Raw genomic sequence first — 19,272 nt, forward strand, 5'->3', positions numbered from 1 at the left:
CGTGTAGAGCCGCGGGCCCCCGATCGGGATCGCTGAGTCTTCGGGCTGGCAGGTTCATGAACGCACCATGGGGGTCAGTCCGCGCACGAGCAAGTACTTTGTATTACGAAGTTCAACTCGCTTCCAGGCGGCAACCTTCACGTCGACTTCGGCGCGATCACCTTCAGAGCAGCAGGCAGGATGCGCGCCTCAACCGTGTGCCCGGCGGATCGGCGCACGTCGCCGTCTACCTCGAAGCGCGGCGGGGTGGGGAACTCCATGCGGAAACCGCTGTCGGCGAGCACCTCTACACGATCCGAGGTCACATGTCGACCGCGCTCGGCCAGGTTGAAGAGCCTGAGGCGCGCAAGCGGAGGTGCGTCGAGGATCTGACACGCATGCAGCTTTCCGTCTTGCACGGTCGCCTCCGGTGCGATGGGGAAGCCGCCTCCGAAGAACGGTCCGTTCGATACGGTGAGCATGAGGTACCGCCCGTCGCGCTCTTCACCGCCCTCGCTCTTCAGCCGCAGATCGAGGCCCGGGAAGCGAAAGAGTTGCTGCAGCGCGGTGATCTTGTAGAGCAGCTCACCCTTGAGAAAACGAGCGCCGGCGGCCGCGTCGATCACCGCGATGTCGAAGCCGAATCCGATCAGGTTCAGGAAGTAGCGCCTCCCCCACTGTTCGGGCGCGTGTTCCGAGGCGCTGTCGGTCTCGACGCGCCCGACGTCGACGAGCTTGGTGTTCGCGGCTGCGAGGACTTTGACCGCCTCCGCCGCGTCGGACGGGTCCATGCCGAGACTCCGGCCGAAGTCGTTCCCCGTACCGTTCGGCAAGATCCCGAGCGTGAGATCGTCGCGTCCGCTCGCGAGGATCCGGTCCGCCACATTGCTCCACGTGCCGTCGCCACCAACCGCCACGACGACATCGTATCCGTCCGCTGCGGCCTCTTCGGCGAGCGCGAGCTCTCCACCCGGCTCTGCGGACTCGGCGAAGGTGACGTCGTCGAGTTGTTCGGCGAGCAACTGCCGGTAGACTTCGATGCGCCGCTTGCCGCGCCCTCGGCCCGAGGCCGGATTGAAGATGACGAAGTGACGCGGCACGGCGCTCAGAGTTCGATCAGGGGCTCGAAGGTCTGCATGCCTGCTTGATACCACTGCTCACGGAACGGGTACGTGTTCACGTCGTCGATCGTGAGCCCCTCGGTCATCGTGTGCTCGTGGAGCGTGAGCGAACCATTCTCTTCCTCGTGCTCTGAGTGCGGCGCCTCCATGTAGATGTTCGCCTTGAACTTCCCGCCGGCGCCGTCCTCCACCGTGAACGCGTTGTAGAGGTTCTTGGTCGGCGCGTACTCGTGCCTGGTGACGGTGAAATCGAGTACGGGGGTGTCGCCGTCCCGGACCGTGACCTCCATCTCATCGGCGGACTCGGTCATCGTGATGTCGAGGTCCGACATGTAGTGCGGCAGATGCCAGCGCTCGATCGCGTGCAAACGGGATGCCTCCGACGAGGTCCCTACGCAGAACGGGAAGAACGCAGCCTTCGGCAGCGGCTTGCCGGGCTCCACCATCGGCGGCACGATAACCGCGAGAACGATCTCGAAGTAATGCCCCACCTCGCTCTCCGTGAACTCGAAGCAGGTGAGCGCGAGGATACTCCGTTCGTGCTGCATCTCCAGCGGCTCGAGGTGGGATGGCAGCAGCTTGCGAGCGTCCGATGTGGACATCTCGAAGAAGGCTCCGACGCAGTTTCGGAAGCCGTAGTAGGTGTAGTCCATGTCGCTCACGTGGATGCTCGTCTTGATGCTGGTTGGCGCGACCGGTTAGCCTTCGCCGTCCACCGCACGTCCGTGCGCATCGTCCTTTGTCCTGCGCTCCCAGAGGCGTCTCGTTTGAAGCTCCGCGGCTACCTCGCCATCACCGTCGTTTGCGGGGGCATCCTGCTCTGCGATCCGGTCCAGCGTTTCTTGATCGTTCCTTGGGTTTGGCTTTTCCCCTCGAGTCGCGACCGCGTTCTCATTGCCTGGGCCAATTGGCTCACTTGGATGGTAATGGCGCCGTTGTCCTGGATCGGTGGGGCTTCGATCCCCGAGCCGGCCAAAGTGCCCTCCGGGCCGGGGGTTCTGATCCTGATGAACCACCAGTCGCTCATCGACATCCCGCTGGTGGTGAGGTGCGTCGAAAACGGATATCCTCGCATTGTGACCCGCCGCCGCTATGCGCGGTGGATCCCTCTAGTCTCGCATGTGCTCAAGCTATATCAATTCCCGCTGGTGGACCCCGGGGCAACGGCGGGTCAGACCCGCCGCATGTTGAGAGAACTCCAGGAAGCGGCACGTACGTCGGAGGTGCCGGTGATGATCTTCCCGGAGGGGACTCGGACCAAGGACGGCGAGATCGGTCCGTTCATGACCACCGGTCTACGGTTGATCCTGAGGTCTCGTCCCTGGCGGGTGTACGTCTTCGTCGTGGACGGGTATTCGGGACATCCCAAGCTCTCCGATTTCTTAGGTGGCATGGCCCAACTCGAGGGGCGGATCGATCTAGTGGGCGAGCTCGAATGGTCCGATCCGAAGGGCGATCACGAGGCGTTCACCGACGAGATCCGACAGTTGATGGTCGATCATCTCGCCGAGATGCGGGGGGCTCAGGTGGCGTGAAGGACGCGTCAGCCTCGGCGGCCAGCGAGCTGGCCGAAGCCCTCGTCGGGATTAGCGCCGGCTCCATCAGGTCGATCCTGCTGTATGGGTCGCACATGTTGGGCGCGAATCCAGACCGGCACAGCGCTGTCGATTTCGTGGTGATCGTCGACGAATACCGGCCGTTTTACGCCGCCCTCAATGCCGCCGGTGAACTGCACCGGCCCACGTGGCTGCTTTCGATGATGGCCGGGTTCCTGCCGCCGAACGCCATCGCCTTCGCCCCCGAGGACGCCCGCGACGGCATCGCGAAGTGCATCATCGTGAGCCGCGCCCATCTGGAGCGGGGGTTGGGGCCGAACCCCCCGGACCACTTCCTGCTCGGCCGACTGGTTCAAAAAGTCGGTCCGCTCTACAGCGCGACCCCAAACGCCGCCGAATGGGTCGAGCAGCTGTTGGCTTCAGCCCGTGACAGGGTTCTGGAATGGATGGAGCCGTACCTCGACGGTCCCGTCGATGCGGAAGGACTGGGCCGACGCATGCTGGAAGTGTGCTATCGGGGCGAACTACGGCCCGAGTCCAGACAGCGCGCGGCGCGGATCTTCGAAGGCCAGGCCGGTTACTTTCGAGAGCACTTCGGCCCTGTGCTGGCACGCGGCGTGGAGCAGGGCGTGCTCGTCGAGCGCATCGACGCCGAGGGGGGCCACGGCGGGGCGCTCACTACGTACGAGTTGGCGCGGCCAGCGTCCGCGGCGTTGCGGCGGAAGTGGCGTCGGCACTTTCGGAAGTCGAAAGTCCGAGCAACTGCCAGGTGGTTCAAGCACATGGCGACCTTCGCAAACTGGCTCCCGTACGTCGTCCGCAAGGTGGAACGGCATCGCGGTGAGCGCATCGAGCTCACCCGGCTGGAGAGACGACTTCCACTCATCTTCCTGTGGCCGCGGGCCATCAAGGTGTTGTTGACTCGACCGCCCAAAGAGCTCTCCCGGTGACCCCGGACCTCACCGTCCTGCTCGGTGTGCTCGGGCTCGCTCTCGCCACGATGCCCGTGTACGCGATGAGCACCGCCCGCGCCACCGCGGATCCGCACGAGGTGGTTGATCGCGGCGGCTTCGTGCTCGGGGGCTTCGTGCGCAGCTGGTTCTATTGGTTCATCGGGCCCCTGGTGCGGTTTTCCCTCGCGCTGAAGATCTCCCCCGCGTTCTTCAACCTGCTCGGCGTCGCGTTCGGGATCGGGGCCGGCGTCGCGTTCGCGACGGGTCACGTGACCCTCGGCGGTTGGGGCGTGCTGCTCGGGGGGGCGGCAGATGTGTTCGACGGACGCATCGCGCGGGCGCGTGACATGGCGAACGAACGCGGAGCCTTCCTCGATTCCACTCTCGATCGCTTTGCCGAAGTCGGCGCCTTCGTCGGACTGGCCGTGCTCTTCCGGGAGTCGGCCCTGGCGCTGACGCTGGTCGTGTCGGCTCTAGGAGGCTCCCTGCTGGTCAGTTATGCGCGGGCGCGCGGGGAGAGCGCGGGCGTCCTGTGCAAAGTGGGCATCATGCAGAGAGCGGAACGGCTGCTCCTCGTCGGATTCGCCGCGCTGTTCGACCCCACGGTGACGCTGTTGATGGGGTGGGACTCCGGCACGCTGCTGATCGGGGTCCTGGGCCTCGTCGCGATCGGCACTCTGGGCACGGCCATCTACAGGACTGCGTGGATCGCACAGAGACTGTCGTAACACGCGGTCGGACTAACACTTAGGCGGCAAGCCGCGGCGCCCTGGTCATTTGAGGCCCTTGAGCAGATCCGCTGTGGTGTTCTCCGGGGTAATATGGGGTTTGACTGGAATGAGCACGCCTCTGTAGTCTTCGTGATCGTCGTCTGGAAGGAGGTTGTACGAATGCGCTCTATAAAGGCCCCATGGCTGTCGGCGATCGGGTTGGCTCTTCCGGTCGTCGCGATCCTTACGTTCACGTCACCCGCGCGCGCCGAAGCGCAGCAAGGCGCTGCCGAGATGAGTCAGGTGACGTTCACGCGGGACATCGCGCCGATCCTGCAGCGGAGCTGCGTACGCTGTCACCGACCCGGTGGGGTGGCGCCTATGTCGCTCGTCGAGTACGAGGACGTGCAGCCGCACGCGATGCGGATCATGCGGCGGACAGGCATCCGCGACCGGATGGGCGCGATGCCGCCGTGGTATGTCGAGAAGGACATCGGCATCCAACACTTCAAGGACGATCCGTCGTTGAGCACCGAAGAGATCGCGGCGATCGCGTCCTGGGCTCGCAGCGGCACGCCAATGGGGGATCCGGCCGACATGCCGGCTCCGTTGGTGTTCGACGACGCCGTCGGTTGGACCCTGGGTGAGCCAGACCTGATCGTCTCGACGGAAGAGTTCCTCGTCAAAAGCGACGCGCCCGACTGGTGGGGCGACATCCAAAGCGTTCCGACCGGGCTCACCGAAGACCGGTATGTGGCCTCGGTCGAGGTCAGGGAAATCAATGACGTCGGTGAGAATAGCCCGAGCGACCGCGAGACGGTCGGCGGCCTATACGTCTTCCACCACATGGTTTACAGCACACGGGTTCTCGACGATCCCACCGCGCGCGGGGTCACCTGGCCGGTGCACGAGGTCGGTCGCAACGCCGACATCTTCGACCCCGAAGGGGCACGGCTCCTCAAGGCGGGCTCGAGCCTCGTTTCGAACTCGACCCACGTGCATTCGAACGGGACCGATACACGAGCTCATCTCGAGGTTGGCTTCAGGTTCCATCCGAAGGACTACGAGCCGAAGTACCGGTCGGCCAACTTCTTCCTCGGCAGCGGCTCGGACATCGACATCAAGGCCGGCGAGAAGGACCAGGAGCTGCACGCGTACACCGTGCTCCAGCGGCACACGAAGATCGTCACGTTCGAGCCACACCTGCACGCGCCGGGGGACCGGATGTGCCTGGAGGCGATCTGGGGCTTCAACGTCGAGACGCTGTCCTGCGTTGGTTACGACCACAACTGGGTCCGGGGCTACACCTTCGAAGACGACTACCAACCCTTGCTGCCGAAGGGGACGATCCTGCACATCATCGGGTACATGGACAACACCGATCAGAACCGGAATATCCCCGACGCCAGGAACTGGCAGGGCGCGGGCAACCGCTCGGTAGCGAACATGTTCATCGACTTGGGAATGCGTTTGTCGATGAATGACGAGCAGTTCCAACAGGAAATGGCGGACCGGAGGGAGAGGCTCAAGCTGACCATCAACGATCACGTCATCGGTTGCCCGCTGTGTCTCGTGATTCCCCAGCCTTCTCGATGAGTGAAGGTCGTCCTCGGTCCCCTGTGAGGGCCCCAGTCAGCCTGATCGCGTCTGTTGCGTTGGCGCTGCTGCTCACGAGCCAACCGACACAGGCCCAGCTCGGGTACCAGAGGGGCCAAAACGTCTCTCCGGCGTACGAGGGTTGGATTGCGAACGACGACGGTTCGTTCAGCCTCGTATTCGGGTACATCAACCGGAACTGGCAGGAAGAGCTCGACGTACCCGTGGGACCCGAGAACAACATCTCGCCCGGACCCGCGGATCAAGGACAGGTGACGCACTTTCTGCCGCGCCGGAACCGGTTCACCTTCATGGTCCGCGTGCCTGCGGACTTCGGTGACCAGGAGCTGGACTGGGCGTTGACGACGCAGGGAAAAACCGAGCACGCGTACGCATCGCTCCGCTTGGACTACAAGCTCGACAACATCGTGATCGCTTCCGAAACCGGGGCTCTCGGTATCGGCGCCAGCAACGCCGAGATCAGAGCCAACACGCCGCCGGTCCTCACCGTCGAGGGAGAGAGCGTGCGCAGGGTGGGCGTCGGCGAAATGGTGACGCTGGTGGCAACGATCGTCGATGACAGCATGGAGGATGCGATTCGGCGCCAAAAGGCTAGGGCGACGGCGGCAGCGGCGTCACCCCGAGAGGGCCCGCCGGAGTTGAGTGCCCGGCAATTGAACCCTCCCGTCCGCATCACCGTGAACAAGAGGGTGGGGCTGCACCTGTCGTGGTTCGTCTTTCGGGGTGAAGGCGAGGTGTCGTTCGAACCTCTTCAGGTGAAAACGTGGGAGGACACCCGCTTCGGCGCGAACTCTCCATGGGCACCGCTGTGGAGCGCGCCAGCGATCCCCGAGGATGGTCGGTGGGAGGTCAAGGTCTCCTTCGACCGACCCGGGACGTACGTGCTTCGGGGGCGGGCGGACGACGGAGCGCTCTATGACGACAAGGACGTGACCATCATCGTCGCACCTGTGAGCCAGCCTCAGTAGCGACTCAGGCCGAAGGACCGGCCCCTCAACGCCCACCTCTGGCGAACGAAGCACGGCCCCGGAACCCTGGCTACATCGGGGCTCCCGGGGCCGCTTCAACTCCGGCGACAGGACTCGAACCTGTGACCCGCTGGTTAACAGCCAGCTGCTCTACCAACTGAGCTACGCCGGATCGGCACCGTAGACTGTCGTACGGAGCGGAAGGAAAATAGAGATCGACTGCGCGGGGGTGTCAACCGGGCTCGGCAGCGACGGAGGTCCGACGCGGGTGGGACTTTGAGAGGATGCTCCAGACCACCGGCCCAATGTCGTGCGCCGTCTCCCAGAGCTCCGCGTGTCTGCGGCCCGCGACCCGTGCGGCTTCGGCGAAATGGAGGGAGGAGAGCGCCGGACCGCGATGCGGGTACGGGCGCTCGAACCAGTGGAATCCCGTGAGCACCGCGGACGGTCCGGCCGCGTTGGAGAAGACCGTGAAGTCGGGCGACCAGCCCGCCAGTGGCGCCGCGCGCACCTCCAGCCGGCCGGACTCGAGCATGCGCTGAAGAAACGCGAGCCGGGGCGCGCGCGCCGGGTCGTTGGTGAGGCCGCGGGCTTCGGCGGTGAGCTGGATCGCGTTCATTTCGGCGACGAGCACGCGGAACCGCTCGACGCCTTCCAACTCTGATTCCGTGAGGTCCATGGTGCTGAGGCGGACGCGGGTGACCGCGGTTGCGATGCCGGTCGATTGGCTTGCCAGCGCTCCGAAGGCGTCCCGGAAATCCGGCCGTGTACGTTCGTCTAACAGCGCAGCCGGCTGGGGCGTGATACCGAGCAGAGGTGAAGCCATGAACCGTCCTGGTCGAGAAGGTACGACCGGACGATCACCCGGAGATCGGGGCGCCGGGATGGGGACTTGGGACGGGAGTCCCTACGCCGCCCATCTCCAGCTCAGTTTGATGCCGCGTCCGCAGCGGCACGTCGTGGCACTTCCGGCATCGGGCCTCGTAGCTCTCGGAGCCACCCACATGGATCGTCGGCCCTTCGGCGGGCGCGGGCTCACCATCGATGAGGCGTTGGTTCCGAGTCGCCAAGTCACCGCACACGACGCAGATCGCGTGCAGCTTGTCGATCCGCTCGGCGATCGCCAGTAGCCGCGGGATCGGGCCGAAGGGCTCGCCGCGAAAGTCCATGTCCGTGCCCGCCACGATGACACGAACACCTCGATCGGCGATATCGTTGACCACGCCCACGATGCCGTCGTCGAGAAACTGGGCCTCGTCGATCGCGACGACCTCGACGTCGTCTCGAACCTTCTCGGCGATCTGGACCGAAGAGGTCACTGGGTGCGCATCCAGCTCGGAGCCGTCGTGAGAGGTGATCCGGAACACACCCCCGTAGCGGTCGTCCAGGTGGGACTTGAAGAGCTGGACCTGCCGCTTCGCGATCAGGGCCCGGCGCACACGTCTGAGCAGCTCTTCGGACTTCCCGCTGAACATCACGCCTGAGACGACTTCGACCCAACCATCCTGTGCGCCGTGGTGCACGGCGCGCTAATTGCCGACGAGGATGACGATCGCGACGATGCTGGCCACCGCGACTCCGATGCCGGCCGAGGTGTACAGGTCGAGAGACAGCGCCCCGAGCGCGCGGGGTAACAGGGGAAGGCGGGGACGTTTCATGGATCGATGCGCACCGTGGCAGGGTGAATCGATATGGCTAGTTTAGTCGGACGCCTTCCGGGTTGTCTACCCGCCGGATGCTGGGCGGCCCCTCCGACCTCAAAGCAGAATCACACTCCGCTCCCAAGAAGGTCCAGGTATGAAGATCCGCCTCCATCGCCACGGCAGCGTCGCGCTCATGGCCGGCGCGCTGCTCGGGGTGTCGGGTGCCTCGGGCCAAGACACCGCCGCGCCGTCGCTCGTCGTCATGATCGTCGTTGATCAGCTCCGTGGGGATATGATCGGTCACTACGAGGAGGCGTTCTCGGGCGGCTTTCGGAGGTTTCTCGACGAGGGATACAGCTTCACCAACGCATCGCATGCGCATGCGCGCACGCATACAGCGCCGGGACACGCGACGCTCTCGACGGGAGTCTTTCCTTCACGCTCGGGCATCGTCGCGAACGACTGGTTCCTGCGGGCCGGCGAGAGCTGGCAGAGTGTCTACGCCGTCGAGGATCTCGACAGCCCGATCCTCGGATTCGAGAGCGAGGAAGCACTCCCCGGTCGCTCGCCGAAAAACCTGCTGCGCACCGGTTTGGCTGATTGGGTGCGCGCTGCGGACGGCGATGCCCGGACGATGTCGATCTCGTCGAAAGACCGCGCCGCGATTCCGCTGGCTGGCAAGACCGACTCGAACGTGTACTGGCTCCTGCCCCGGTTGGCCCGCTTCATTACGTCGACGCACTACGCCAACCGCTACCCCCGTTGGTTGACCCGCTTCAACGAACGGGTCATGCCCAGGATCGTGGGCGACCTCGTGTGGGAGAACGGAGTACCGGAGCGGTTCCGGTCCCTGGCTCGCTCCGACAGCGCGTCCTACGAGGGGGCGAACGCGGGCCGAGGAGGCTCGACGTTCCCGCACCGGAGCTCGGACGAGGCCGTGACGACGGGCCTCCAGGCGCACAACCAGTGGGCCGTCAGGCACGCCCCAGCCGACGCTGCGGTGATCGCGCTGGCGGAGGCCGCGATCGAGGAGTTCGATCTCGGGCAGCGTGATCAGGTCGACTACCTCGCGATCTCCCTTTCGGCGACGGACTACGTCGGCCATGACCACGGGCCGTTCAGCCAGGAGCAACTCGTGAACCTCGTGCACGTGGACCGTATCCTCGGGGAATTCCTCGAATACCTGGACGAGGAGGTAGGCGACGGGGAGTGGGTCGTGGGCCTTTCGTCCGATCACGGCGTCGTGACCATGCCCGAGTATGAGCGGGAGAGCGGCGATAGGAGGGTAGTACGGATCCGGAGGCAGGATGAGACGCAGAGGCTCTCAGCGTCGCTCAGGACCGCGTCCGGCAGGGGGGGCCTGCCCGAGGAGATCGCTGAGCGACTGGCCAGAAGCCTCGAGGCCGAGGGGACTGTTGAAAAGGCGTACACGCACTTCGAGCTGACGCGGGGCGAGCCCGCCGACTCGTTCGCCGTGCTCTTCCGGAACTCGCACTACCCGGGTCGTGCGCACAATACGCTCTCGCCGTACGGCGTAGAGATCCGTTACCGGGAGGGCGATCTAGTGCACTTCCGGACGGGCACCACACACGGAACGCCGTATTGGTACGACCGGCACGTGCCGTTCATCCTGCTCGGCGCGGGCGTCGAAGCAGGATCATCGGATGCGCCCGCCTACACCGTCGACATGGCCCCAACGCTCGCTGCGTTGGCAGGCATCGACGCTCCGTACGACCTGGACGGACGCGCGATCTACAGAAGATAACCCAGCACACATTTTTCCTAAAAGTCCTTTCAATTTGGTACGCTCTCCCGTCATATGGCGGGAGGGCGTACCTGTTGCTGTCACTTGAATCTTGACAGATTCAGACGCGACCCGTATACGTATGTGTCACGCTGTAAACATATGAACCTGTGCGTTCCGGGAGTGGACCCCGGAGTCCGGAGCCTTGATGGCGCCGGTCTCCAGGTTCTTCGACGGGAACGACGACGCGCCGCCTCCCGCGCGTCCGCAGTTAACAAGCGGATGGTGGGAAGGTCGACCGGCGACGAGACAGGTCTCCGCAGGCTCTCCCCCCCCCACGACAGAGGAAGCTGGACTTGTAGTCAGGCGTCGAACCGAGGGAGACACGATGGACGCGCGGGAAGAAGGACGGGTTGGCTGGACGATAGAGGAGGCCGAGGGGTTGCTCTTGTCGCTCAAGAGCATCGTGTCGGCTCGAGTCGTTGCGCGTCCGGGTGGCGAGGTGGAGGAGATCCACGTCCTGACCACTGACGAGCTGAAGCCAAAACAGACCGTGCGCAACGTGGAGTCCGCCCTACTCGCCCACCTGGATATCGAGGTCGATCACCGGAAGATCTCGGTCGCGCAGACGAAGGGGCGGCCACCCGAGCGCGCGGAGCCTGAACCCACGGTCATGCTCCTTCCCGATCCGTCCGTTCGTGAGGGGCGCCTGCTCTTTTTCAGCCATCACATGGAGACGGAGCGCTCACACCGAGTGCGGCATCGGGTGGAGATCGAATGGCAGGGTGATCGCTACGCCGGTGAAGCCACTGCCGCCGATCTACCCCGCGCGAGACTCGAGGCTATAGCGGCAGCGACGCTCGCAGCGGTGTCTGCCGCCCACGAGAAAGGGATGGGGGAGGACAGACAGGCCGTCGCCCTCGCGGTGGACGGAGTGACGGTGGTCAACGCTTTCGACCAAAAGTTCGTACTGGTCGCCGTACACGCGATCTCGGGACGCGACGTGGCGTCGCTCGCGGGCGCAACCGTCGTGAGCGAAACCACGGACCGCGCAACAATCCTGTCAGCGCTGCAAGCCACGGACCGTTGGGTCCGAGGAAAACTCTAGAAGCGAGGCCCGCGGGCCCTGTAAATAACCCCCCAGGACAAGGAGAAGGAGAGCCCCCTCGAGTGTGCCCCTGAGCGAAGAAGAGCGGTGAGCGAAGCGCATGCGGCTCCCACAGCGGAATTCGGGATGCCGACACCGATTCATAAGGAGGTTGCGCTATGTTTAGCTCTCTGTTCGACTTTTTCGGAAGTGTGCTGTCCCTACTCGGGAACGGCGTTGTAAGCTGGTAACAGGGACGGGGTAGATTTGAGGGGGCCATCCCCCCTTTATGAAGGACCGAGGAATCCGCATCTATGTGGGGATGATGTGCGCGGCCGCGGTCGGAAGCCTCGTGCTGACCCGCTGGTCCTCGCTAGGCACGCTTCCCGCATCGAGTCAGGCCGCGCTCGCCGGTCTGATGTTGATCGCCCTCCTGTCTGAGTCGGTGGCGATTCGCCTGAGTGTCGGCGCTAAGGCTGGCGGTGCCTCGTCCATCATGTTTATCCCACTCCTGGCAAGTGTTCAGCTGTTCGGTCCCGCCGCGGGGGTCCTGCTCGCACCGACCACGATGCTCTTCGGCGAGTTCGTCGTACGACGGAAGGGCCTGCAACGCGGCGCGTTCAACGTGGCCCAGACCGTTTTTGCGGCGACGTTGGCCGGGTGGGCGTTCACGTTGCTCGATGGGGTCCCGCTCGAGGGCCAGCCGAGCGCCTCAGTAACCATCACCAGCCAACTCTGGCCTTTTATCACCTTTGGCCTGGTCTTTCTTGCCCTCAACCACGCGGCCGTCTCTCTCGCAATCACGCTCAGCCAGGGGCTCCCGTTCAGGAAGGTCTGGGCGAAGATGCTGAGTCACTCTGGCGGGAGCCTGAACGACCTGCTGATCAGCCCGATAGCCCTCGCGGTGGCGTTCCTGTACGTGCAGTTCGGGATAGCCGGCATCCTCGTCCTGCTGCTCCCGATGCTGTTCATTCGTTATTCGTACCTCGCTACGTTTAGGCTCAGGGAGGCGAACGCGGACCTGCTGAAGGCGCTAGTAAAGGCGATCGAGACCCGGGATCCGTACACCTCGGGCCACTCACTGCGCGTCTCGCATCTGGCGCGCCGCGTCGCCGAAGAACTCGGGTTGCAAGCACACGTGGTGGAGCAGATAGAAAACGCGGGCCTGCTTCACGACATCGGCAAGATCGAGGCGGTTTTCACGGACATTCTGAGGAAGCCGGGTTCGCTGTCCGATGAAGAACGGGCGATCATCGAGTCGCACGTCACGAAGGGCGTGAGCCTGCTTCGGGATCTGTCATCTGTCCCCGAATCGGTAATCAAGACGGTCCGTCACCATCACGAGCGCGAAGATGGCAACGGATACCCCGATCGTCTAATGGGTGATGAAATCCCTATCGGCGCCAAGATCATCGCAGCGTGTGATGCTGTCGATGCGATGCTCTCTGACCGCCCGTACCGGAAGGCCCTGGCTGTCTCCGCCGTTCGCGAAGAGCTACATGAGCATGCCGGCAAGCAGTTCGATCACCGCGTTGTGAGGGCCATGATGACCGCGAATGTCTTGAGCGACTACGCGGATATCATGCGGCGCGGTCGCGAAGCCACTGAGGTCGTCGAGCAGCACGGTCTTCTCGCCACAATGCCGCTGCGTCCGGCGGCTCGGAAGCCCAAACCCGGACGTTGGACTCGATCCGCACGGCTGCCGGTGCGATAGTAGTTCCGGAGCCAACGGCGACTCGGTCTCTAGCTGGTCCGCTCGCGCAGCCGGTCGAGCCAGGTCGCCCTCGTGTGGAGTCGGAGGTCGTGGGCGACTTCACGGGCCTCCTCGATCCTCTCCAACTGAATGCTTTCCCCAATTCGGGCGGCGAGCTCCAGTTCGATCACTCTGACCTTCAACCACGCGTTGAGCATCCTTGGGAATAGTTGCGGTTGGTCCTCCCGCAGGATCTCGAGCGCCGCCTGATGCCTGCCCCTTCTGGTTAGCAGGGCCGCCTGGAATCTTAGGATCAGGCTGGGCTGGAAGTACCAGTACGGTGGTATCACCAATAACTCCTCGAATCGTCGCGCCTCCGACAGACGCCCCTGCTCCAATGCGCAAATGCCGAGGCCGGCGTACACCATACTGGCGTAGTGGGGGGCGGGGTCCGAAGAGAAAGCATCACGAAGGTCGCGATACTGTGACTCCGCGTCGGTGAAGTCGCGTCTTAGCAACGCCAGTTCTGCGAGATTGAGATGATGGTTCGTCGATGGGCGCTGAAGGTCGGCGCCGGAGAGAAGGGGGCCTGCGCGCGCCAGGGACTCTCCTGCTTCATCGAGGTCTCCGACGTCCAGTTGAAATGCTGCCACGTTTCCTTCAATCGCGAACCGCCGGAATCGATCTCCGCTTCTCTCGGCGAGCGTACGTGCCTCAGCGATGAGCCTCCGGGAGGCCGGAAGGTAGAGTCGAGCCGAGTAGTGGAGAATCGCAATTAATCGGCACTGTACCGACAGTAGATGGTTCTCGAGTCCGTGCTTCCGAGCGATCTCCACCGCCTTCTCTCCCCGGGCTACGCCGTCGTCCGAGTCCCGGAACAGGATGCTCATGCCGAGACTCGCGTTGATGAGGCAAGCGGCTTCGTGAGACCCGACGCCATCTACCGTAGCCATTTCATCGAGAAGGGATCTCACCTTCGGCACGTCCCCCTGTGCGTGCCGCAGGTGCAGCTCCACGTCCAGTGCCAGGGCCAGAGCCTCCCAATCCTCGCCCACCCTAGCCTCGTCCTTCACGTGAGTCAGGCGATCGATAAGATCCAAGACAGGCGTCGCGCCGTTCTCGGCCAGCCCTTCAACGCGTAAGATCTCCATGCGGCGCGCGGTTGGGCTGTCCCCTACCTGTCGGAGACGCGTTGCCGCGAGCTCGAGCATTGGATTCGCGCGAGCCATCTGGCGATCCATGTGCAGTGCCTTGGCCAAGTCGGCGGTAGCGGATGCGCGACGGACAGGGTCGGTCTCGTTCTGAACGACGATCTCGAAAAAGTGGGCCGCCGAGACAACCGCCCCACTCGCGAGAGCTTCCGTGGCGGCAATCCCAGCATAGTGGATCGCTCGCTCCGGCTCCCCCGCTTCGGCGAAGTGGATCGCGAGCTCGCCGGGGAGTTCCGAGGCGTCGAGGGCCTCCATGTGCGTGCCGACCCTGCCGTGCAGCAAGGGCCGACGGACATCACCGATGTGTTTGTAGAGGGCACTCCTGAACAGCTCGTGCGAGATGCTGATTCGGTCGCGATCGACTACCACGAAGTGCGATCTCTGCAACTCCTCAACCCGATCGACACATTCATCGAGCCCGAGCTCGGTGAGTTCCCCGAGGTCGGTGAGCCTCATGGGGCGCGCCCGTACCGCGAGCACCTCCGCCACCCGGGTAGCCCCCTCTGAGAGATTCCCAATCCGTGTGTCGAAGATCTGGCGCAACGAGATGGGAATGGGGATGGTCTCGAGGGTCCGCTCCGGCAGGGAAAGTCGTCCGGCGACGAAGTCCTTGGTCACCTCAGTCAAGTAGAACGGATGGTTCGCTGCCAGGTCGCACAGATGTTCTCTGGTGACCTTGTCCAGCGGACGATCCGCGATGTGGTCGACGAGTCGGCGGGCGTCTGAGTCGTCCAGTTCGGAGAGGTGGACGGTGCGCACGCTGATCCCGTCCGACTCCTGGATGAGTACGGATAGAGGATCGCCCTTCCGAACCAGCTCGGGACGGATCGCCGCGACGACTCCCAACGGCCCCGACTCCCAGCGTCTCTGCATGAACTGTAGAAGCGCGATGGTTGTAGGGTCGGCCCAATGGATGTCGTCCAGGAAGAGCAGAGTGGGGCTCTCCTGAGCGAGCCGATCGAACAGCATCCAAAACGCATCGAGTAGGCGACGGGAGAGGCTACTGTCTTGCACGTACGGGATCTCCCCCGGCGGACCGTCGATCCAGCTAGCTGGGAGGAAGGAGCTGATCACCGCGCTCCAGGGATCGCCAAGGGCTCGGAGATGTGGCCGCAGGTCGACACTCGAGAGCGCATCGATGATCGGATTGAGAGCGATCTTGCGTTCCAACTCGACAGGCCGGGCGTGAAGACACCTGAACCCTTCTAGGATCGCCTTCGTCCGAAGCTCCTCCATGAGGCGTGTCTTGCCGATGCCTGCCTCCCCGCTCATTAGGAGAAGATCGAGGTTACCGCTCCTCACCCTTTGGAACACCCTGCACGCCTCCGCCAACTGTGTGCTCCTGCCGATGAGCGGCACGATCGGTGCGGTGGGTCCGACCGAGAAGCGGGCACCAGTAAGTGTGCGAACGCGAACCATGAGTCTGCTGAGTCGATCGGACCCTGTTGTGTTCGGGGCTAGCGACTCCACGTGACTCGCGTACGCGGCCTCAGCGGACGCTGTCCTTCCGATGCGCGCCCGTGCCTCGATCACCTTCTCCAGGGCGGGCACGTCGTTTGGCGCAAGCAGATAGAGCGCCTCAGCGGCATCGTGCGCCGACTCCCAGTCGTCGATCTTCACTCCCTCATCCCACGCGCTGGCGGCCGCTCGGCGAAGCCTGTTCGCGAGTGACAAGCGACGCGCCTCGAGCCAGTCGGCGAGGGGCGCGCTCGTGGGTGAGAGCCTTGCCGCGAAGCCCAGTTGTAACGTCTCGGCGGCATCGAGAAGTCGGCCGTCGGAAAGTGACTGAAGGAAGTCAGGCAGGTCGCTGCTCGTAACCGATGCGTCGGGTTGCAGTGGGTCCGCGTTGTTCTCGACTACGCGCGTCCGCATTCGGTGGTGCACATCGCTGAGTAGCTGTCGGAGCTTTTGCCGCGGAACTGGCCCGTCGTCCACGGCCCAGATCAGCCAAATGACTTCAGCGCGGCTGATCCGGCCGTCACGATGCCCGAAGAGAAGCGCCACCAGAGCCATCTGGTGCGGCGAGAACGTGATCTCCTCGTCCCGGATGCGTGCAACGGGTCCGCCGAAGAGCTCGACCCTCGTGAGCACCTTGTCAGATCGCGCTCGGCTCATGGTGCGGGCATCTGCGTCTCGACTAGCAGCTCGGTCTCGAATGCTGAGGGGGAGGCAATCTTCTCCCCCGAGCGTGCGGGAGCAACTACTTGGCGGCGGTGCGTCTGCCTCTGGCGCCGCCAGCCCGCCTGGCCCTCCGCTCCGGCCTCCCTGCATCAGCGGGCGGGCTCTCGATGCCCGAAACGCGTGAGTGATCGGGCGCTAGGCCGCCCGATTCGGCCTCGCGCCTCAACCAGCACTCCATGAGCCACTCCCACCCGAGCTGCTTGCGCGCCTCGTGAGGGCGAACACCCATGATCCGTTCCATTTGATTGCTCACGGAGAAACCGTCTGGATAGCCGAACTCGTACGCCACCGAGAAGATGCTGTCCCTGCTATTCTGAAGTTTGATCGCCACACGCAAGAGCCGACCAAGGTGCAACCAGTGCGAGGGCACAGGGAGCCCCCTACTCAAGAACCGGCGTCCGAGGGCGCGACGGGACAGGTACATGCTTCTGGCGAGAGCAGTGATCGAGCGAAGATCCGCGGACTTGTCGATCGTCCGCCGAATGAGGTGCACCGTGTCTCGGTCGATCTTGATTCCGCGCCAGGCCAGATACTCGGTGACCGAGGCGCTGAGATCGTCGGGGGGCCGCTTGAGCACCTGAGCTAGCTCGCGCTCGGCGAGCCTCTCATGAAACGGTAGGATCCCGTGAGGGCGGCAGGCCTCGATGAGATGGAAGATCGTCGGATCGTTGGCGAGGTCCGTCACGCGGGGTAGGATCACGATGAGAGGCAGGCCGCCCGGTCGTTGCTCGACGATGTTGCGATCTGGCTCCGTGGCACCGCCCTCCAGTACCCAGATGAGAGCAGAGCCCGGCTTTCGTCCCTCCGTCTTGAGTTGCTCCTTACCCCCCTCGATGGGCCGGAGCGCGCTGTAAGGGGACTCGAGCAGCAGAAGTGGTGGAGTCGACCGTGGGCACATGGTGATGGCTCGGGGCTGAGGTGTGTTTGGAACTGACTCGGCGACTCTAAGGAGGAGCCGTCAGTGCGCCGTCAGTGCCTCCGGAGTGAGCGAGTGAGCCAGAGGGTAGCAGTCACTGACGGTCCTCACGTGCAAGATCTTTCGGATTTATGAAATATGTTGCGAGAGAACGCGTCACGCGTTTATATAGAACAAGGATTCTATTTTATGTGGGAGGCCGATGGCTGCCGCTTCGACTGAGAAGACCAGTCTCACCCCACCGAAACAGACGCGATCGCGCCGCACGCTGGAGCGGATCGTTAGCGCCTCGCTCAGCATTCTGGATGAGCAGGGCGCGGCGGGCCTCACGGTCCAGGCGGTCGTCGCCCGCGCGGGCTCGTCGGTCGGATCCTTTTACGCCCGGTTCAGGGGCAAGAGTGATCTACTCGACTACCTGGCTGCGCGGGTTTGGCAGGAGGCGCTCGAGCGTTGGAGCGAAGCCCTGGAGTCCCGTGACTGGTCCGTTCTCGAGCTGCGAGAGCTCGCTGCTGGGTCTGTTGGGCTGCTCTTCGACGCGCAGCGCTCCCGGTCGACCTACCTACGCGCCCTCGACCGTGCGGCGGGTGGCAACGACGAAGCGTACACGGCCTTCCGCGAGCAGCTTCTCGAGGGCATCTCGGAGCTGCTTCTCGCTCGGAAGGACGAGATCGATCATCTCAGGCCGGAGCTCGCGGTCCGGCTCGGGCTGCTAGCCGTGCTCGGCGTCGTCGACGCGGAGGATCCGACGAGCGGTGACCCACTGCCCCGTTCGGTGCTCGTCACGGAGGCGACGGAGCTGCTGCTGGGCTACCTGGTCCCGACCGGACCGCCAGGCTCCTCCGAGGGCGTCGACTTCTTCGAGATCTGGGGATAGCACAGCTGCTCGCGGAGAATCCTGAGTCCTTAATCTCTCCAAGCCGCTCAAGGCTGACGAGCTGCATGGTGGTGAAGATTACGTATCTGGTGCGAATGTAGACCCTATGCCTTGCTCGCCTCGAAGTGCGCGCCTGCGATGGAGCCTGCGAAGTTGGTTAGCTCCGCGATGTCGCCGGGATGCTCGGCGATGTACTCCTGCACACCCGGGTCACTGAGGATGAAGCTCGTCGAATCCGGCGTCCCGGAACTGCTGCAGGTAGTCATCACGGAAGGTCGGCAGGCATGCAGCGACCGCATCCACGTTGCCGGCCAGCACCTCTGGCACCGGCAAGTCGGAGACCATGTCCGAGACCACGACCCGTCCGCCGGGCTTCAGTACGCGCCACGCCTCGGCGAGCACCTTGTCCTTGCGAGGGCTGAGGTTGAGCACGCAGTTCGAGATGATCACGTCGACCGTCGCATCGGCGAGGGGAAGCGCTTCGATCTCACCGAGTCTGAACTCGACGTTGTCGTAGCTCCCGCTCAATGCGTTGGCACGGGCTTTGTCGATCATCTCTTGAGTCATGTCGACACCGATCACCCTCCCCCTCGGCCCCACCTGCGTCGCGGCGAGGAAGCAGTCGATGCCTGCGCCGCATCCCAGATCCAACACGGTCTGCCCCTCCTCTAGCGAGGCGATGGCAGTCGGATTCCCGCACCCGAGCCCGAGATTCGCGTCTTCGGGTAGGTCGGCGAGCTCGTGCTCGGAGTACCCGATCGACCGGCTGATCTCGTCGGCCCTCGTCGTCGTCTCCGGGCCGCAGCAGGAGGGCTCGCAGCACCCGGCTCCTTCCGCCGCACGCGCATACCGGTCCAGTAACGCCTGTTTCACGTCTGTGTTCGCATGTGTCGTCAAATGAATCCGGGGCGACTCACTGGGGTCGCTCGTCAGCTCACTACGCAGCAGCTACCACCCGACGCCTGTACGCGTGCCGTGAACGACCGCCCCAGCCGCGCCACCAACCGCGTGATCTCGGC

The 19,272-nt window shown here is 64.1% G+C and carries 16 protein-coding genes and 1 tRNA gene; 9 read left to right on the forward strand and 8 right to left on the reverse strand.

Features of this window, described 5'->3' with window-relative positions:
* Window positions 1–137: 137 nt before the first annotated feature.
* Together IIB36_01645 and IIB36_01650 are read right to left on the reverse strand one after the other, a co-directional pair.
* Window positions 138–1,079: a diacylglycerol kinase family lipid kinase gene (locus IIB36_01645; protein MCH7530450.1), complete on the reverse strand. Its 942-nt coding sequence runs from the start codon at window positions 1,077–1,079 to the stop codon at window positions 138–140.
* A gap of 5 nt (window positions 1,080–1,084) precedes the next feature.
* Window positions 1,085–1,762, reverse strand: a complete 678-nt coding sequence (locus tag IIB36_01650; GenBank protein ID MCH7530451.1) for an acetoacetate decarboxylase family protein — start codon at window positions 1,760–1,762, stop codon at window positions 1,085–1,087.
* A gap of 105 nt (window positions 1,763–1,867) precedes the next feature.
* Between IIB36_01650 and IIB36_01655 the strand changes: the two genes are divergently transcribed.
* The 5 genes from IIB36_01655 to IIB36_01675 all read left to right on the forward strand — a co-directional run bounded on the left by IIB36_01655 (window position 1,868) and on the right by IIB36_01675 (window position 6,904).
* Window positions 1,868–2,635 (forward strand): 1-acyl-sn-glycerol-3-phosphate acyltransferase, encoded by a 768-nt coding sequence (locus IIB36_01655; GenBank protein MCH7530452.1) that lies wholly within the window; start codon window positions 1,868–1,870, stop codon window positions 2,633–2,635.
* Window positions 2,632–3,606: a hypothetical protein gene (locus tag IIB36_01660; protein ID MCH7530453.1), complete on the forward strand. Its 975-nt coding sequence runs from the start codon at window positions 2,632–2,634 to the stop codon at window positions 3,604–3,606. Before IIB36_01655 ends, IIB36_01660 begins: the two co-directional genes overlap by 4 nt.
* Window positions 3,603–4,337 carry a CDP-alcohol phosphatidyltransferase family protein gene (locus tag IIB36_01665; protein MCH7530454.1) on the forward strand — a complete coding sequence of 245 codons (735 nt, stop codon included), beginning with the start codon at window positions 3,603–3,605 and terminating at the stop codon, window positions 4,335–4,337. The genes IIB36_01660 and IIB36_01665 overlap by 4 nt, the downstream gene beginning before the upstream one ends.
* 162 nt (window positions 4,338–4,499) lie before the next feature.
* Complete coding sequence (locus IIB36_01670; protein MCH7530455.1) at window positions 4,500–5,915, forward strand: cytochrome c; 1,416 nt, start codon at window positions 4,500–4,502, stop codon at window positions 5,913–5,915.
* A gap of 23 nt (window positions 5,916–5,938) precedes the next feature.
* Window positions 5,939–6,904 (forward strand): hypothetical protein, encoded by a 966-nt coding sequence (locus IIB36_01675; protein ID MCH7530456.1) that lies wholly within the window; start codon window positions 5,939–5,941, stop codon window positions 6,902–6,904.
* Window positions 6,905–7,003: 99 nt separating this feature from the next.
* On the opposite strand, the gene IIB36_01680 is transcribed toward IIB36_01675, so the two are convergent.
* From IIB36_01680 to IIB36_01690, 3 genes are all read right to left on the reverse strand, one after another.
* Window positions 7,004–7,076, reverse strand: a tRNA-Asn gene (locus IIB36_01680).
* 60 nt (window positions 7,077–7,136) lie between these two features.
* Window positions 7,137–7,730 (reverse strand): hypothetical protein, encoded by a 594-nt coding sequence (locus IIB36_01685; GenBank protein ID MCH7530457.1) that lies wholly within the window; start codon window positions 7,728–7,730, stop codon window positions 7,137–7,139.
* 34 nt (window positions 7,731–7,764) lie between these two features.
* Window positions 7,765–8,427, reverse strand: a complete 663-nt coding sequence (locus IIB36_01690) for a thymidine kinase (GenBank protein MCH7530458.1) — start codon at window positions 8,425–8,427, stop codon at window positions 7,765–7,767.
* A gap of 274 nt (window positions 8,428–8,701) precedes the next feature.
* Between IIB36_01690 and IIB36_01695 the strand changes: the two genes are divergently transcribed.
* The 3 genes from IIB36_01695 (at window position 8,702) to IIB36_01705 (ending at window position 13,092) form a co-directional block, all read left to right on the forward strand.
* Window positions 8,702–10,312 (forward strand): alkaline phosphatase family protein, encoded by a 1,611-nt coding sequence (locus IIB36_01695; protein ID MCH7530459.1) that lies wholly within the window; start codon window positions 8,702–8,704, stop codon window positions 10,310–10,312.
* 367 nt (window positions 10,313–10,679) lie between these two features.
* Entirely contained in the window at window positions 10,680–11,399 is a 720-nt protein-coding gene (locus IIB36_01700; protein MCH7530460.1) for a hypothetical protein, read from the forward strand.
* Window positions 11,400–11,667: 268 nt separating this feature from the next.
* Window positions 11,668–13,092 carry an HD-GYP domain-containing protein gene (locus tag IIB36_01705; protein MCH7530461.1) on the forward strand — a complete coding sequence of 475 codons (1,425 nt, stop codon included), beginning with the start codon at window positions 11,668–11,670 and terminating at the stop codon, window positions 13,090–13,092.
* Window positions 13,093–13,121: 29 nt separating this feature from the next.
* On the opposite strand, the gene IIB36_01710 is transcribed toward IIB36_01705, so the two are convergent.
* On the reverse strand, window positions 13,122–16,397 hold the full coding sequence (locus IIB36_01710; GenBank protein MCH7530462.1) for an AAA family ATPase: 3,276 nt from the start codon (window positions 16,395–16,397) through the stop codon (window positions 13,122–13,124).
* 85 nt (window positions 16,398–16,482) lie between these two features.
* The gene (locus IIB36_01715; protein ID MCH7530463.1) at window positions 16,483–17,361 is read right to left on the reverse strand and encodes a helix-turn-helix transcriptional regulator; all 879 of its coding nucleotides are present in this window, start codon (window positions 17,359–17,361) and stop codon (window positions 16,483–16,485) included.
* Between the two features lie 220 nt (window positions 17,362–17,581).
* On the opposite strand from IIB36_01715, the gene IIB36_01720 reads away from it, so the two are divergent.
* The gene (locus IIB36_01720; protein MCH7530464.1) at window positions 17,582–18,253 is read left to right on the forward strand and encodes a TetR/AcrR family transcriptional regulator; all 672 of its coding nucleotides are present in this window, start codon (window positions 17,582–17,584) and stop codon (window positions 18,251–18,253) included.
* Window positions 18,254–18,463: 210 nt separating this feature from the next.
* Here the strand turns inward: IIB36_01720 and arsM are convergent, their stop codons facing one another.
* Window positions 18,464–19,150, reverse strand: a complete 687-nt coding sequence (gene arsM / locus IIB36_01725) for an arsenite methyltransferase (protein MCH7530465.1) — start codon at window positions 19,148–19,150, stop codon at window positions 18,464–18,466.
* Between the last annotated feature and the right edge of the window lie 122 nt (window positions 19,151–19,272).

This window comes from Gemmatimonadota bacterium, from assembly GCA_022560615.1.
Taxonomy (GTDB): Bacteria; Gemmatimonadota; Gemmatimonadetes; order Longimicrobiales; family Gaopeijiaceae; genus UBA1138.